This is a genomic window from Bifidobacterium lemurum (assembly GCF_014898175.1).
Classification (GTDB): domain Bacteria; phylum Actinomycetota; class Actinomycetes; order Actinomycetales; family Bifidobacteriaceae; genus Bifidobacterium; species Bifidobacterium lemurum.
In genome coordinates this window covers 2808811-2824681 of record NZ_CP062948.1, presented here as the reverse complement: position 1 = coordinate 2824681, position 15871 = coordinate 2808811, and the positions used below count along the sequence as shown (strand labels likewise).

12 protein-coding genes are annotated in these 15871 nt (G+C 63.2%); 10 read left to right on the top strand and 2 right to left on the bottom strand.

What is annotated here, in order from left to right:
* Positions 1 to 79 precede the first annotated feature (79 nt).
* A complete protein-coding gene (gene sepH / locus BL8807_RS11325; RefSeq protein WP_072725467.1) occupies positions 80 to 1162 on the bottom strand; it encodes a septation protein SepH in 1083 nt (360 codons plus the stop codon).
* A 156-nt stretch (positions 1163 to 1318) separates the two neighbouring features.
* On the opposite strand from sepH, the gene BL8807_RS11320 reads away from it, so the two are divergent.
* The 4 genes from BL8807_RS11320 to BL8807_RS11305 all read left to right on the top strand — a co-directional run bounded on the left by BL8807_RS11320 (position 1319) and on the right by BL8807_RS11305 (position 7498).
* Positions 1319 to 1612: a DUF4193 domain-containing protein gene (locus tag BL8807_RS11320; RefSeq protein WP_072725465.1), complete on the top strand. Its 294-nt coding sequence runs from the start codon at positions 1319 to 1321 to the stop codon at positions 1610 to 1612.
* Complete coding sequence (dut, locus tag BL8807_RS11315; protein ID WP_072725463.1) at positions 1612 to 2091, top strand: dUTP diphosphatase; 480 nt, start codon at positions 1612 to 1614, stop codon at positions 2089 to 2091. Before BL8807_RS11320 ends, dut begins: the two co-directional genes overlap by 1 nt.
* 74 nt (positions 2092 to 2165) lie before the next feature.
* Positions 2166 to 4496 (top strand): RelA/SpoT family protein, encoded by a 2331-nt coding sequence (locus BL8807_RS11310; RefSeq protein ID WP_072725462.1) that lies wholly within the window; start codon positions 2166 to 2168, stop codon positions 4494 to 4496.
* A 239-nt stretch (positions 4497 to 4735) separates the two neighbouring features.
* A complete protein-coding gene (locus BL8807_RS11305; RefSeq protein WP_072725460.1) occupies positions 4736 to 7498 on the top strand; it encodes an ABC transporter ATP-binding protein/permease in 2763 nt (920 codons plus the stop codon).
* A 120-nt stretch (positions 7499 to 7618) separates the two neighbouring features.
* On the opposite strand, the gene BL8807_RS11300 is transcribed toward BL8807_RS11305, so the two are convergent.
* Positions 7619 to 8521 carry a LysR family transcriptional regulator gene (locus tag BL8807_RS11300; RefSeq protein ID WP_072725458.1) on the bottom strand — a complete coding sequence of 301 codons (903 nt, stop codon included), beginning with the start codon at positions 8519 to 8521 and terminating at the stop codon, positions 7619 to 7621.
* 161 nt (positions 8522 to 8682) lie between these two features.
* On the opposite strand from BL8807_RS11300, the gene BL8807_RS11295 reads away from it, so the two are divergent.
* The 6 genes from BL8807_RS11295 to BL8807_RS11270 all read left to right on the top strand — a co-directional run bounded on the left by BL8807_RS11295 (position 8683) and on the right by BL8807_RS11270 (position 15871).
* The gene (locus BL8807_RS11295) at positions 8683 to 9816 is read left to right on the top strand and encodes a C45 family autoproteolytic acyltransferase/hydrolase (RefSeq protein ID WP_072725456.1); all 1134 of its coding nucleotides are present in this window, start codon (positions 8683 to 8685) and stop codon (positions 9814 to 9816) included.
* Positions 9817 to 9838: 22 nt separating this feature from the next.
* On the top strand, positions 9839 to 11296 hold the full coding sequence (locus BL8807_RS11290) for a phenylacetate--CoA ligase family protein (protein ID WP_143147980.1): 1458 nt from the start codon (positions 9839 to 9841) through the stop codon (positions 11294 to 11296).
* 21 nt (positions 11297 to 11317) lie between these two features.
* Complete coding sequence (locus tag BL8807_RS11285; protein WP_072725455.1) at positions 11318 to 12121, top strand: ABC transporter ATP-binding protein; 804 nt, start codon at positions 11318 to 11320, stop codon at positions 12119 to 12121.
* 5 nt (positions 12122 to 12126) lie between these two features.
* The gene (locus tag BL8807_RS11280; RefSeq protein WP_072725610.1) at positions 12127 to 14550 is read left to right on the top strand and encodes an FtsX-like permease family protein; all 2424 of its coding nucleotides are present in this window, start codon (positions 12127 to 12129) and stop codon (positions 14548 to 14550) included.
* Positions 14543 to 15202, top strand: coding sequence for a LysE family translocator (locus BL8807_RS11275; protein WP_072725454.1), 660 nt, complete (start codon positions 14543 to 14545; stop codon positions 15200 to 15202). Before BL8807_RS11280 ends, BL8807_RS11275 begins: the two co-directional genes overlap by 8 nt.
* A gap of 99 nt (positions 15203 to 15301) precedes the next feature.
* A complete protein-coding gene (locus BL8807_RS11270; RefSeq protein WP_072725452.1) occupies positions 15302 to 15871 on the top strand; it encodes a cyclophilin-like fold protein in 570 nt (189 codons plus the stop codon).

The following is a 15871-nucleotide window of genomic DNA, read 5'->3' as shown; positions in this document are numbered from 1 at the left end:
CGATCCGGCCCTTGGAATCGCTCGACCCGCGGGCACCTTCGCTTTACGCCGGCGGAAGGATGACCATAGCCGGTCCGACTTAGTCGCCGAACAGGATCTCGTCCCAGCTGGGCACGGCGGAACGCCCGGACTTGCGTTTGGCGGCTTTGCCGGCGGCGGAGGTCTGTTCCTGCGTTTCGGAAGCGGGAGTGGTCGATGGCGCGTCGGAGGCGTCCGCGGCGTCGGGATTCTCCGTTGCGGCGGACGAGGGGGATATGCGTGCGGACCCGCGCGCGTCGTCTTCGTCGGAGATCTCCGCCAAAGTCTGCATGATATCCGGCTGAGACAGACCTCCCGGATACTGTTGGGGCTGTTCGTTCGTCTCCGTTCCGTCCGTCGGATTCGGCATGGCCGCAGCCAGATGGAGCTCGATATTCGATGGGGCCGGCCGCCGTGTTTCGGGTCGGGCCGCAGGCAGCGTCGGTTCGGGCGTGTTCCATGCGGAGACGGCCCGTTCGATGCGCGCCGAACGTACGGAGTTGCCCGGCAGCGCCGGGGCGCGCGTGTCGGACGAGACGTCGGCGGAGGCGTTCGAATTCTGCTCGCCCAGCAGTTTTCGCGCCGTGTTGTTCAGGCTGACGACGGAATTGTCGTGCATATCCCACGTCCACTCGGCTTTCGCGGTGCGCCCGGCGGTGGAGAACTGCGCGATGATGTGCCAAGGTTCGAGACCTCGGCGGGTGGCCTTCCACGCCACCGATTCCATGCCGATGTTCACCGAGGCCAGCGTGCGCTCCACCAATTCGGAAAGGGTGCGCACCTTGCTTTCCTTGGGAGCGGGAACGCTGAGGAACTGTTCGATGGCGTACTGTTTTTCGGTTTCCACGGCCGCGGAGAAACGACGGACCAACGCCGCGCTCAGCTCATAGCGTTCGGCCACGCGCGTCGGATCGGCGCCCGCGCGGATCAGCGACTGGATCTGCGAGATGGGCAGCGCGGTCTGCTGCCGGGGCATCCGTTGGCTCTGCCGATGCTCGCTGGCGAGCTGTTTGGCCTCGAGAATGGCGCGTTCCAGGGCATCGTCCACTGTGACGGCGAACAGTCGTCCGCCGGAGGAGAACACGAGCTCGCCCGTTTCTCCAACGTGATCGAAGCGGGCTTCTTCAAGCCGATCCTGGGGCATATGCGCACCACTTTCCGTGCTATGGAGACATTACTTCTTCAAGTATGCCCCACGTGTCGAACTTTACGAGTATTTCAAATCGTGTATCCTATGGGCGAGTAAAGGCGTGTTTTGTTTCGGCGCTCAGCCGCGTCGGAACCGATGAAAGGAACCATAATGGCACAGGATTATGATTCTCCCCGCAACAAGGACGAGGATGAGGAGTCGCTGCAGGCTTTGGGCAAAAGCGCCCAGAGCACGTCGAGCGACATCGACGACGACGAGAACGCCCTCGCCGAGGATTACGAGCTGCCGGGCGCGGACCTGAGCAACGAGGATTCCTCGGTGACCGTGATTCCGATGCAGGGCGACGAGTTCATCTGCTCGCAGTGCTTCCTGGTCAAGCATCGCAGCCAGTTGGCGACCATGGACGCCGACGGTCAGCCGGTGTGCGAGGAGTGCGCCGCCTGATGACCTTCGATGTGGCCTACAACGAGCCGGAAAACACCGAGGTCCTCGTCAAATCGCTTGATCCGGAACATCCCGCGCGGTTGCGTTACGCCCACGCGGGCGATGCCGGCGCCGACCTCATCACCACGGTCCGGGTCGAACTCAAGCCCTTCGAGCGCGCGCTGGTGCCCACCGGCGTGGCGATCGCCCTGCCCGCGGGCTATGTGGCGCTCGTCCATCCGCGCAGCGGTCTGGCCGTCAAGCAGGGCGTGACCGTGCTCAACGCGCCCGGCACCGTGGACGCGGGCTACCGGGGGGAGATCAAGGTGCCGCTGATCAATCTCGACCCCGAGCGCACCGCGGTGTTCCAGCCCGGAGACCGCATCGCGCAGCTGGTGATCCAGCGCTATGTCGAGGCCCGGTTCGTCGAGGCTCAGACGCTGCCCGGATCGGACCGCGCCGAACGCGGCTTCGGCTCGACGGGCGTGGCGGCGGGCTGACATCGCGCGGCGGCGTGGTACGGGACGCGAATGCGCGTACTATGGTTTCAAAACATACGAGGGAGGTGACTGGTATGGCCGAGGAGAACGGAGAGCAGTATGCCGCCCGCATGTTGGGTTGCGAGATCAGCGCCGATCCGCTCAACCCGCTGGAACCGATTCTGAAGGTATGCCAGGCGCACCATCCCGATGAGGACATGTCGGTGCTCGAACGCGCGTACCGACGCGCTGTCGTCCAGCATTCACTCCAACGCCGCAAATCCGGCGAACCGTACATCATCCATCCGTTGGCCGTCTCGCAAATCCTCGCGGACCTGGGCATGGGGCCGATCGTCGTGGCGGCGGGCCTGCTGCATGACACGGTTGAGGACACCGACTACACGTTGGAGGAATGCCGCGCCGAATTCGGCGACACCATCACCGGCCTGGTCGACGGCGTCACCAAGCTGAGCAAGATGGAGTACGGCGATTCCGCCCAGGCGGAGACCATCCGCAAAATGGTGGTGGCGATGAGCCGCGACGTGCGCGTGCTCGTCGTCAAACTCGCCGACCGTGTGCACAACGCGCGCACCTGGCGTTATGTGAAAACCTCCAGCGCGCAGAAGAAGGCGCGTGAAACGCTCGACGTGTACGCGCCGTTGGCCAACAGGCTCGGCATGAACGCCATCAAAACCGAGCTGGAGGAGCTGAGCTTCAAAGTCCTCTACCCGAAGATCTACAACGAGATCGTGGTGCTGGTGGCGCGTCGCGCCGGCCAGCGGGACGTGTATCTCAAGCAGATCCTGGCCGAGATCAACGAGGATCTCGACGAGCAGCATATCAGCGGATACGTGACCGGACGTCCGAAGGACTATTTCTCGATCTATCAGAAGATGATCGTGCGCGGCCACGATTTCTCGAACATCTACGATCTGGTCGGCGTGCGCATCATTGTCGACACGATCCAGGACTGCTATGCGGCGCTGGGCGCCGTGCACGCGCGGTGGAATCCGGTTCCGGGCCGGTTCAAGGACTACATCGCCATGCCCAAGCTCAACATGTACCAGTCGCTGCACACGACGGTGGTGGGCCCGGGCGGCAAACCGGTCGAAATCCAGATCCGCACATGGGATATGCATCGCCGTGCGGAGTTCGGCATCGCCGCGCATTGGAAGTACAAGGCGAACGGCCAGGCGGGCCGTGCGCTCAGCTCGCCGGACAAGGCCGACCGCCAGCGTGAGAACGTCGAAACGCAGGAGCTGAGCGAGGCCGACAACCTCAAATGGATCCAGCAGCTTGCCGATTGGACGTCGGAGACCCCGGACTCCAACGAGTTCCTCGGCTCGCTGAAGGAGGATCTCGGCGCGGCCGAAGTCTACGTGTTCACACCGAAGGGCAAGATCGTCTCCCTGCCGGCCGACGCCACTCCGGTCGACTTCGCCTACTCCGTGCACACGGAGGTCGGCCATCGCACCATGGGCGCCCGCGTCAACGGCCGTCTGGTGCCGCTCGACACCAAGCTGGAGAACGGCGACACCGTCGAGGTACTCACCTCCAAATCCGATGCGGCGGGCCCCTCGCGCGACTGGCTGAGCTTCGTGAAAAGCCCGAAGGCCCGCAACAAGATCCGCCAATGGTTCAGCAAGGAACGCCGATCCGAGGCGATCGAGGAGGGGCGCGACGATCTGGTGCGCGCCATGCGCAAACGCAACCTGCCGATCAACACGCTGCTGACCACCGAAGCGCTGGTCGGCATCGCCGACGATCTCAATTTCGCCAACGCCGACGCGGTGTTCGCCGCCATCGGCGAGGGACAGATCTCCACGCAGAACGTGATCTCCCATCTGGTCAAGGACGCGGGCGCCGACGAGGTGAACGAGGAGGTGGAGCAGGAGGCCCTGCCATTGAAGCCGGTGGAGCGCCGGTCCACCACCAGTTCCACGGGCGTGTCCGTCAAAGGCGTGGGCGATGTGTGGGTCAAACTCGCGCGCTGCTGCATGCCGGTTCCGGGCGACCGGATCATCGGCTTCATCACCCGCAACCAGGGCGTGTCCGTGCATCGCGCCGACTGCCAGAACATGATCGATCTGCGGGAACGCCAGCCGGAACGCGTGATCGAAGTGGAATGGACCAGCACCAAGGGCGTGTTCATGGTCAAAATCCAGATCGAGGCTTTGGACCGCCGCAATCTGTTGAGCGACGTGACCCGCGTGTTGGCCGACCACGGCGTGAACATCATTTCGGGCTCGATCTCCACGGGGTCGGACCGCGTGGCCATCAGCCAGTTCAGTTTCGAAATGGCCGATCCCCAGCATCTGAACACCCTGCTGGCCGCGGTGCGCAGGATCGAAGGCGTGTTCGACGTGTACCGCATCACCGGCGCCAAGGACTCCGCCGAGCCCCGACTGCGTAAAATGCAGGGTTGACATCGCACGGACGGCTTGCCTGAGACGCGCCGTGCGACCCTATAATGCGGCCAAAAGAAACATTCGAGGCGTCGTTTCGTTGAAATCCCGCCGAACTTGCGTTGTGCGGACATGTGCGTGTCTGTAAGGAAAAGTCGCACGGATGGACGGCCCGAATGTCTTTGTGCGAACTTCGCCTCCGGCGAAGAGCGAGCGTGGTCCCATTTGGTATCCTCTCCCATAGGCCCAAGGAGGAATTCGTGCTGCAGATCAAGTCCATTTCCAAACAATACCGTGTCGGCGATTTCACGCAGAAAGCCTTGGACGGCGTCAGCCTGAACCTGCGCGACAACGAGTTCGTGGCCATCCTCGGACCCTCCGGCTCCGGCAAGACCACGCTGCTCAACATCATCGGCGGCCTCGACCGCTACGATGACGGCGACCTCGTGATCAACGGCATCTCCACCAAGCAGTACAAGGACCGCGACTGGGACTCCTACCGCAACCACACGATCGGCTTCGTGTTCCAAAGCTACAACCTCATCCCGCACCAGACCATCCTGTCGAATGTGGAGCTCGCGCTGACCATCTCCGGCGTCTCGAAGTCGGAACGCCGCCAACGCGCCCGCCACGCGCTCAAGCAGGTCGGCCTCGGCGATCACATCAACAAGAAGCCCAACCAGCTTTCCGGCGGGCAGATGCAGCGCGTGGCCATCGCCCGCGCCCTGGTCAACGACCCGGACATCGTGCTGGCCGACGAGCCGACCGGCGCGCTCGACTCGGACACCTCCGTGCAGATCATGAACCTGCTCAAAGAGGTGGCCAAGGACCGTCTCGTCGTCATGGTCACGCACAATCCCGAACTCGCGCAGCAGTACGCCACGCGCATCGTGGAACTGCGCGACGGGTCGATCCGCAGCGACTCCGACCCGTTCGAGGTGACGGACCAGCAGTCGGGCGAGCCGGTGCACCGCACCATGGGCAAGGCCGCGATGGGCTTCACTACGGCCCTGTCGCTGAGTCTGAACAATCTCGGCACCAAGAAGGCGCGCACCTTCCTCACCTCCTTCGCCGGATCCATCGGCATCATCGGCATCGCGCTCATCATGTCCGTCTCGAACGGCGTGAACACCTACATCGACGACATCCAACGCGAAACGATGACCTCGTACCCCATCACCATCGAGGAACAGTCCATCGACCTAAGCAGTCTGATGAACCAAAGCGCCACGGCGGGCGGCGGCGAGGAAGGAACCGACCACGCCGACGACGGCATCTATCCGGACGATTCCAGCATCCAGCGGGCCTCCACGCTCACCACCTCCATCAGCGAGAACAATCTGACCGCGTTCAAGGAATACCTCGACGATCCCGACAGCGAAATCCACCAATACGTGGGTAACAACGGCATCCAATACTCGTATGACGTGAAATTCTCCGCCTACACGCACGATCCCGACGGCACTTTGGTGAACGCGGACGGCGTGACCGTGGGGGAGAGCGCCTCAAGCGAATCGATGGCCGCGCAGATGGCCACCAGCAACCCCTACTCGTCGTCGACGAGCTCCATGTCGATGCTCACCGGACAGACGGATGAGAACGCCTCTCCCAGCTCGTTCAGCGAGATCATGCCCGGCGCGGACGAGGAGACTCTGATCAGCCAGGTCGTCACCGACAACTACGAGGTGGTCGACGGCGCATGGCCCACGGCCGCGGACGAGGTGGTGCTTGTGCTCGACGAGCGCAACGAGATTCCGCTGACCACCCTCTACGAGCTCGGTCTGCTGCCGGCCAGCGACTATCAGACGATGATGGACCAGCTCAACGCGGACGAGGAGGTCGACACCACCACCGACAAGCTCGACTATTCGACCGCCCTCGACCAGACGATCACGCTGATTCCCGCATGCGACCAGTATGTCAAGGACGATTCCGGCCACTGGCGCTACATCGGCGACGACGCGGACGAGATCACGCAGCTTGTCGATTCCGGCACCGGCACATCGCTGAGGATCGTCGGCGTGGTCAAGCCCGTCGAGGACGCGCAGACCACGCTGCTCAGCCCCGGCATCGGCTACACGCGGGCGCTGACCGACGATCTCATCGACCATACCGACGCCAGCGCCATCGTCACCGAACAGCAGGCCGACCCCGACCACAGCGTGCTCAACGGATTGGAGTTCTCTCCGGCCGACGACGCCGCCAAAGCCCAGGACGCGCGCACCTACGTGGCTTCGCTGGATGTGAGCGACAGGGCGAGCATGGCCCGCAGCATCATGGGCTCGTCCATGGACTCCGCGCAGTTGGCCGCGATGAGCGAACAGCAGATCGCCGACAGCTTCGACCAATATCTGGAAACCGCCGGCGACGACGTGCTTGTGGCGATCTACGACCGTTACATCTCCACCGGCACCTACGACGACAACCTCGCCGCGTTCGGCGTGGTCAGCCGCGACGCTCCCAGCGCCATCAACATCTACACCGATAGCTTCGAGGCCAAGGACGGCATTTCGCAGTCCATCGAAAACTACAACGCCTCGGCCGACGAGAACGACAAGATCACCTACACCGATTACGTGGGACTGCTGATGAGCTCGGTGACCACCATCGTCAACGTCATCTCCTACGTGCTCATCGCGTTCGTGTCGGTGTCGCTGGTCGTCTCGTCGATCATGATCGGCATCATCACCTACATCTCCGTGCTGGAACGCACCAAGGAGATCGGCATCCTGCGCGCCATGGGCGCCTCGAAGCACAACGTCTCGCAGGTGTTCAACGCGGAGACGGGCATCATCGGCCTATGCTCCGGCCTGCTCGGCGTGGGGTTGACCGTGCTGCTGAATTTCCCCATCAACTCGATTCTGCACTACTTCATGGAGACGGATGAGGTGAACGCCGCGCTCAGTCCGGTCGCCGGCGTGGTGCTGGTGGTGTTGAGCGTGGTGCTCACCCTGATCGGCGGCATCATCCCCTCGCGCAAGGCCGCCAAGCAGGATCCCGCCACCGCGTTGCGTACGGAGTAGACGGTTCCGCATGGAGTGATGCCCTGTTGATATGAGGATATGAATCACGCCCTGTCCGATCGGAGAACCGCTCCCGGGCAGGGCGTCGTTGTATGTTCGGACGGGTGTCGCCTGCGCGTTCTATAAGCTGAAGGTACCGCCCATCGTCGCCAGTTTGGTGCGCAACGTGTCGAGGAACACTACGGCCGGACGGGAAAGAGGGCGCGAGCTCTTCCAGATCAGCGCGTGCCTCACGCTGAGTCGGGGCGTCAACGGGCGGAAGCATAGATTACTGTCCGCGGAGGTGTCGACGATCCTGTCGAAACACAACGCATTGCCGAATCCTTCGCTGACCATCATCGCGGCGTTATACAGCAGATTGTAGGTGCCGACGATGTTGAGCCGTTCCGCGTCGACTCCACGCCATCCGGACAGTTCATTGGATACCTTCGGCTGGGATGAGATGAACACGGGCAGTCTGTCGAGGTCGGACGAAGTGATCGCTTCATGTGATGCCAGCGGATGGTCCTTGCGCATCAGCAATCCCCAGATGTCGGTGGCGGGAATCTCCACGTAATCGTATTTCGACGTGTCCGCGGGCATCGAGACGATGGCGAAATCCAGAAGCCCGTTGTCGAGCTGTTCGGACACCGACACCGCGTTGCCGCTGAACAGGTTGCATCGGATGCGCGGATACTGCTCGCGCAGATCGTTGGCGACCTGCCCAAGTATGCGCATGGCATGGGTTTCGCCGGCACCGATGTAGATGTCGCCGGCAATCTGGTCCGACATGGTGGAGATCTCCGCACTGGTGCGGTTCGTCAGCTCGATGATCTCCTGCGCGCGATCGCGCAGCAGCTCGCCCTCCGGAGTGAGGGTGATCGTGCGGCTGCCGCGGATGAACAGTTGTTTGCCGAGCTCATCCTCCAACTCCTTGAGCTGGCGGGAAAGCGTGGGCTGGGAGATCATCAGGATATCGGCGGCACCGGTGATGCTCTCCTCTTCGACGACGGCGAGGAAATACCGCAGAACTCGCAGGTTCATAACGATTCCTTGGGGTTGCGCAGCACCAGATGACAACATATCCGGCACATGCTTGGTGGGCATGACTTGTTATCGATTATAGACATTTGTTATGGGTTTGTTGCGCGCTTACTCTGTGGAGTCATCGCCTCATATCATTCTGTCGCGAAGGAAAGCGCCCTATGACACGATATCGCAGCCCGTTCATCCGCTCCGTGATCGCCGGTGCGTCCATCATCTCGCTGATGGCGTCCGCCGGTTGTTCGTCCATTGGCGTTGGCGGAGGGAACGCCACGTCCGTGGAAGGGGAATCCACAACCCTGACCGGCGGTCTGCATGACGAGACGAGCGTGGTCGTGACGCCCGTCGACGACGTCGTGGCGAATCTGGAAGACGGATTGGACGCGGCCAGCTTCTCCGGGAATGACGGATTCTCCCGATTCCTCGCACGAGGCGGTGCATCATCCGACACGGGTGTGGTGGAATATCTGGCAGGCGACATGCTCGACGGCGAGGTCGTCGGCTCTTTGTTGGGCAGCCTGTTCGGATGCAGTACCATCGCCGCCCCAAGCACGGACGGCGACCGGCTGTTCGGCCGCAACTTCGACTGGGAGAACGTGCGGGCCATGATCGTCGAATCCCATCCCGATGATGCCTACGCCTCCATCTCCACCGTGAACATGGATTTCCTTGACCAAAGCTCGGACGGCATGCTCTCCCAGATGTCCGACGGAACGCGCATCATCGCCGCGCTGTACGCGCCATTGGACGGCGTGAACGAACAGGGACTCGCCGTCTCGGTGAACATGATCCAGGATTCCGCCATCATCGACCAGAACACCGACAAACCCGACCTGACCACCACCACGGCGATCCGGTTGCTGCTCAACCAAGCCGCCGACGTGGACGAGGCCCTGGCGCTGCTGCGCGACCATGACATGCACTCGTCCATGGGCATGATGGTGCATTTTTCCATCGCCGACGCCGACGGCAACAGCGTCGCCGTCGAATACGTGGACGACGAGATGGTGGTGGTCGACACCCCCGTTCTGACGAACTTCTATCTCGCCGACGGCGACAGACAGGGCATCGGCACCGAGGAATCCCACCAACGCTACGATCTGCTGACCTCCACGCTGGAGAACACCCCGCGGATGGGCGTCGCCGACATGCGCGACGCGCTCGACAGCGTAAGCAAAGACGATTTCGGCGGATTCTCATCCACCGAATGGAGCGTCGTCTACAACCTGACCGAACGCACCGCCCGCTACTACCATCGCGAGGACTACACGCACAGCTTCACCGTCGCCCTATGACAGGCGGTATGGAAAGGACCCCATGATTCCCGATCTCTCACTGGTCGGCGGATTCGTCGCCGCCCATGTCCGCGCTTCATTCCCGCGTCGGCGCATCAGCCTGCTGCAGAACCGCATGCTGCGGCGCTTGCTTCACCACGCCTGGGACCACTCGCCCTTCTATCGCAGCCGCTTCGTCGCCGCCGGAATCAGCCGCGATGACCTGAACACCATCGCTCTGAACCGACTGCCCACCACCGACAAACGCGAGGTGATGGAGCATTTCGACACGCTGGTCACCAATCCCGTGCTCAGATTGGACGATCTGCGTGAGTTCGACGCCGACAACACCGACCGCTCCGCCACCTATCTGGGGCGTTATCATGTGGTGCATTCCTCGGGCAGCACCGGCAAACCTGGATACTTCGTCTACGACGATGCCGCGTGGAAGCGCATGCTGGCGGCCATCACCCGCGGCGCTTTGTGGGATCGGAGCCTGCCGTGGGTGGTTCGCTTTCTGCTCAAGCGCCCGCGGGTCGCCTTCATCGCCGCCACCGACGGCCGATACGGCGGCGTGCTGGCCGTGGGCGACGGCATCGACGATCTGGGTCTCGCCCAGCTGCAGCTCGACATCAATATGCCGCTGAGCCAATGGATAACGAACATCAACGAGTTCAAACCCACCGTGATCATCGGATACCCCTCCGCCATCAAAATCCTGCTTCGGCTGGCCGGAGAAGGGCATATCCTCATCCATCCCGAGCGGATCGTCTCCTGCGGCGAGCCGTTGGACCCCGGCCTGCGCGCGCAGATCGTCGACGCGTTCGGCTGCTCGGTGGTCAACTTCTACGGAGCCAGCGAATCCCTGGCATTGGGTGTTGAGGGAGACCCGGAGGACGGCATGCTGCTGTTCGACGATATGAATCTGATCGAAGTGGACGACGGACAGATGTATCTCACCTCGCTCACCAACCTCACCCAGCCGCTGATCCGCTACCGCATCTCCGATAGGCTCCGACTGATCGATGAGGGCGAGAGCGGGGACGGGGATGGGGTGAGTCGGACTGCCGGTTCCTCCGGTTCCGTAGATTCCGCCGCTTCCGTCCGCACGCGCCGCCGGTTCCCCTTCACTCGCGCACGCGTGCTGCTCAGCCGCAACGAGGACATGCTGTGGTTCAACGATGGGCGCGGAGGCAAGGAATTCCTGCATCCGCTGGCCATCGAGGGCTTCTGTGTGGACGGTCTGCTGGACTACCAGTTTGCGAAAACCGGCGACGAATCCTTTGCCATGTGCGCCGAACGCCACCCCGACTCCGACGAGAACGTCATCCGCACGCAGGTCACCGAGCAGATGCGGCGGATCCTGCATGCCAAACATCTCGACCACATCGCCTTCGACGTCGAATTCGTGGACCGCATCGAACCGGACCCACGCACCGGCAAGAAACGCTTGGTCGTCACCTGCCGATGCGAAGCCGAAGCCGTTGAGAAAGCCGTCTGACCACACGAGGAGCATCCACACATGACCACCACACCAGTTCCGCCGCAAGTTCCATCGCATGAGAATCCCGCCGCACTGCTGCAGGGCCGTGCGCTCGGCAAACAATACCATCGCGGCGAATCGGCCAACACGGTGTTGCGCGGCGTCGACATCGACATCCACGCCGGCGACTTCACCGTGATCATGGGCGCGTCCGGAGCGGGCAAATCCACCCTCCTGTACGTGCTCAGCGGCATGGATCGGCCCACGGGCGGCGAAGTACGCTACCGCGGGGCGCGTGTGGACGATTTGGGGGAACGCGCGATGGCCCGCCTGCGCGCCGAGGAATTCGGATTCGTCTTCCAACAGCCGAACCTCGTCGGCAACCTCACCCTGCTGGAGAACGTGACGTTGGCCGGATACGTCGGCGGCGGACGCGACGCGGGTGTCGTGCGTCAGGAGAGCGAACGGCTGCTGGACCGCATGCATATCGCCCACGCCGCGCACCGCCTACCCTCGCAGGTCTCCGGCGGCGAGGCGCAACGCGCGGCCATCGCACGGGCCGTCATCAACCATCCCGGCATACTGTTCGCGGACGAACCGACCGGCGCGCTCAACCGACGCAACAGCGACGACGTGCTCGATCTGCTCAGCGAACTGAACCAGGGCGGGCAAAGCGTACTGATGGTCACCCATGACGTGCGCGCCGCCGTCCGCGCCAACCGCGTGCTCTACCTGCGCGACGGCGAACTGCTCGGCGAGGCACTACTCGGCACCTACCGGCCCGACGAATCCAAAGGCCGTGAGACCTCACTGGCCGCATGGCTTGCGGAAATGGGATGGTGACGGCCATGACACCATACGCACCGCGCGCGTTGGCCATAACGCTCAAATCCACGATCCTGCGGCATAAGGGCTCGCTGGCGGGAGTGCTGGCGTTGATGATCGTCGCATCCGCCGCGCTCGCCACCATCCTGGCCCTGCAAGCCAACGCCAACACCTACGAACGTGAGGAATTGCAGCGGCTCGGATATGGCGACATCACCGTATGGGCATCGAATCTGCCCGGCGGAAGCGCCGAACCGATGGCGGACGCGTTGGAGGCACTCGACGAGGTGGACCATGTGGGCACGCAGACGTTGGTATACGCCGATTACGAGGTCAACGGCGAGCATTCCGACAGCGAGGGCCAACTGATCGTCTACGACCGCGAACACTACGACTACCGGCTTCTGAACGATCAGGCCGATGGATATGCGGACGCTCCCGCGAGCCTGAACGCGGGGGAGACGATGGTCTCGCCCGCCATGCGTTCGATGTTCGACGTGCAGGTCGGCGACACCATCGCCTTCCAAGTGGTGCGCGGCGGCGATCCGGAGGAATTCACCGTGGCCGGATATGTCGAGGATCCGTTCATGGGATCCTCGATGATCGGCATGAAAGGTTTCCTCATCACCGCCGACGACGCGCAGCGGATCGCCGAACGCATCGAGAACGCCGGCATCGACGCGCTGGGCCGCCTCGGCGCGATGCTCCACATCAGCGCCAATCCCGAAAGCGGAGTGGACGCCACGGAACTGAACACCCGCATCAACGAAGTGGAAGGTCTGCGGCAGGTCGTCGAATCCGCGCATACCGTGGACGCGATCGCCGGCTTCACTCTCACCGCGCTCAACGCCTATATCGGCATGCTGCTCGCCTTCGTCGTAGTGCTGGTCGCGGTCGCCGGCGTGGTGCTCGGCGCCTCCATCAACGCCGACATCGAACAGGACACCCATGTGCTCGGCGTCTACAAGGCGCTGGGCTGCACCACCGGCATGCTACGCGTTATGCTGCTTGTCCAGCACCTGCTCGGCGTCGTGTTGGGATTGGCCATCGGCGCGGGAGCGTCGCTATGGACCATTCGCCTCGCGGCACGTTCGACGGCCGACTCCACCGGTCTGCTGGTGCCGGCCGACTTCCCGACGCTGCGGTATCTGGGTTGCGCCGTGGCGATCGTCGCGGTTTTCACCGTGTTCATCCTCGTCAAAATCAGACGGTTGGCGTGCGTCACGCCTTTGCACGCCATCCAAGGCGCGACGATGCTGGATATGGGTCGCGGCGACGCTACGGATGGTCCGGCTTCTGGCCGCGGCGAATCGGTTCGGCGACGTCCGCCGTTGCGGGCGCGCTCGCTTGGCTGGTCCATGGCCGTGAGACAACTGCATGACGGCCGTCGCTGGTATGCGGGCGCCTGTCTGGTGGTGGCACTGATCGTGCTGCTCTCGTCGATGGTGGTGCGTGTGGACGCATGGCTGGGCACGGACGGCCGCGGCCTGATGGACGCGTTCAATCCGGCCGACATGCATATCGGCGTGCAATGCATCGGCGACTGCACCGTGGGCCAAGCGCGCGACATCATCGAAGCGCATACGGACGTGGTCGACGAATACGCGCTCGCCATGCCCGGCGTGGCGCTGAACGGCACCGACATGACCGCCAATGTGATCACCGAGCCGGAACGCTTCCACATCCTTCAAGGCGTGACCAGCCAGACCGCCGACCAAGTGGTGGTCACCGAATTCGTCAGCCGTGACCTCGGCGTGGGGCTCGGCGACGTCGTGACCCTCAGTTCGGATCAGGGCAGCGCGCGATACACAGTCGTCGGCATCTACCAATGCGCCAACGATATGGGATTGAACGTGGGATTAAACGCCGAAGGCTACGCGCGCATCGGCCGCGACAATCCGCAGATGTGGTGCCATCATTTCTTCCTCGCGAGCGAAAGCGCCAAACAGGAGGCGCTGCTCGCCTTGGAGGACGACTTCGGCGGCAACGCCTACATCCACGAGAACGCATGGCCGGGCCTGTACGGCATTGTCGCGGCGATGCGCATGTTGGTTACCGCGATGGTGGCGGTCACCGCTCTGGTGGTGTTCGTCGCCGTTGCCCTGTCCGGAGCGAAGATTCTGGCACGCGAACGTCACGACCTCGTCGTCTGCCGACTGATCGGCCTCACCTCGCGGTACTTACGCGTCTCGTTCGCCATCCGTTTCGCCGTGGTGGCGGCCGTCGGAGCGGTGGTCGGCACCGTGGCGGCGGCCTTCGCCACCGATCCGCTGGTCGGCATGCTGCTGCTCCTCTACGGAGTGAGCGACTTCGCCTCGCATCCGGCATGGTGGCGTGTGCCGTTGCCGGGACTGCTGGCCGTCGTATTGGCCGTCGCGTTCGCTTATCTGGTTTCCGGATCGATACGGCACGTCAGTTTGCAGCGGGAGTTGGTCGGCGATGCGTGAGTTCTGCGACATGCTGCCGACCGGGCTGATGATCGGCCTGCTGTTCGGTGTGCCGGTCGGTGCGGTGGGAGCGCTGGTGGTGCAACGCACGCTCAGCCGGGGCTTCCTCGCCGGACTGCTGACGGGAAGCGGCTCGTCCGTGGCCGACTGTCTGTATGCGGGCGTGGGCGCGTTTGGACTGACGTTCGTCTCTGATTGTCTGCTGCGTTGGCGCACACCCATCAGCGTGGTCGGCGGATTGCTGATGGCGGCGATGGGCGTCGCTTCGCTGATGAGGCGACGCGAGGGCGAGGCAGGCTCGTCCGCCGGGCGAATGCGGGGCGATTCGACGCGAACGCGCGATATGGGCATGTTCGCCTCGGCGCTGGCCGTGGGCGTCACGAATCCCGCCGCCATCCTCGGATTCCTGTTCGCGTTCTCCTGCTTCGGCATCGCGGGGCCGCTCGACCTGGCGCAAGGCGTCTCGTTGGTGGCGGGCATCCTCGCCGGCACGATGCTCTGGTGGCTGGCCTTGGCGGGACTGGCCGCCGTATTACGCGAACGATGCACGCCGGCCACGGTGGCGCGGATGGAGCGATGTTTCGCCGTCCTGGTGGCGCTGATCGGCATCGGCATCGTCATCGCCGCCTGCATCGGACTGTTCGACCCCTGACCGGAAGCTCGCAAACCCAACTCAACCACCACCCATCATCCACTCATCATCCACCCATCATTGTGCAACCCACCCACCATTGTCGAAAGGAACATCATCATGAAGAACACGTTGCGTATGTGGATCGCGGCGGGCAGCGCGCTCGCCATGTCCCTCACCCTGGCGGGCTGCGCCGGTGGTGATGCGTCGTCGGACGGTACCGCGACGGGAGGCTCTTCGTCCGGCGCTGGATCGACGGGCTCATCATTCTCGGGCGAGATCCCCACCGTACTGCAGGTGCGCTTCGGCGACGAAGGCGAACCCTTTGCCATGAATTTGGAATCCAACGCCACCGCCTCCGCCATCGCCGGATATGTGGCCGACTCCGACTGGCGTCTGCCGATCTACCATTACGACGATTTCGAGGATTCCGACGTGATGCAGTACTACGACATCCCCAGCCGCTACGAGATCCCCTCCGATCCGCAGACCGTGACCGAGCAGCATGCCGGCGAGGTCTACTATTCCGACCCGAACCGCATCATCCTGTTCTATCGCGACGCGCAAATCAGCGGCGAATACACGAAGGTCGGCGAATTCGAGCCGACCGACGACTTCGTCAACGCCGTCATCGACAATCCCGTGCTCGAAGGCTGGGGCAACAAAATCGTCCAAATCGGCGTGGAATAA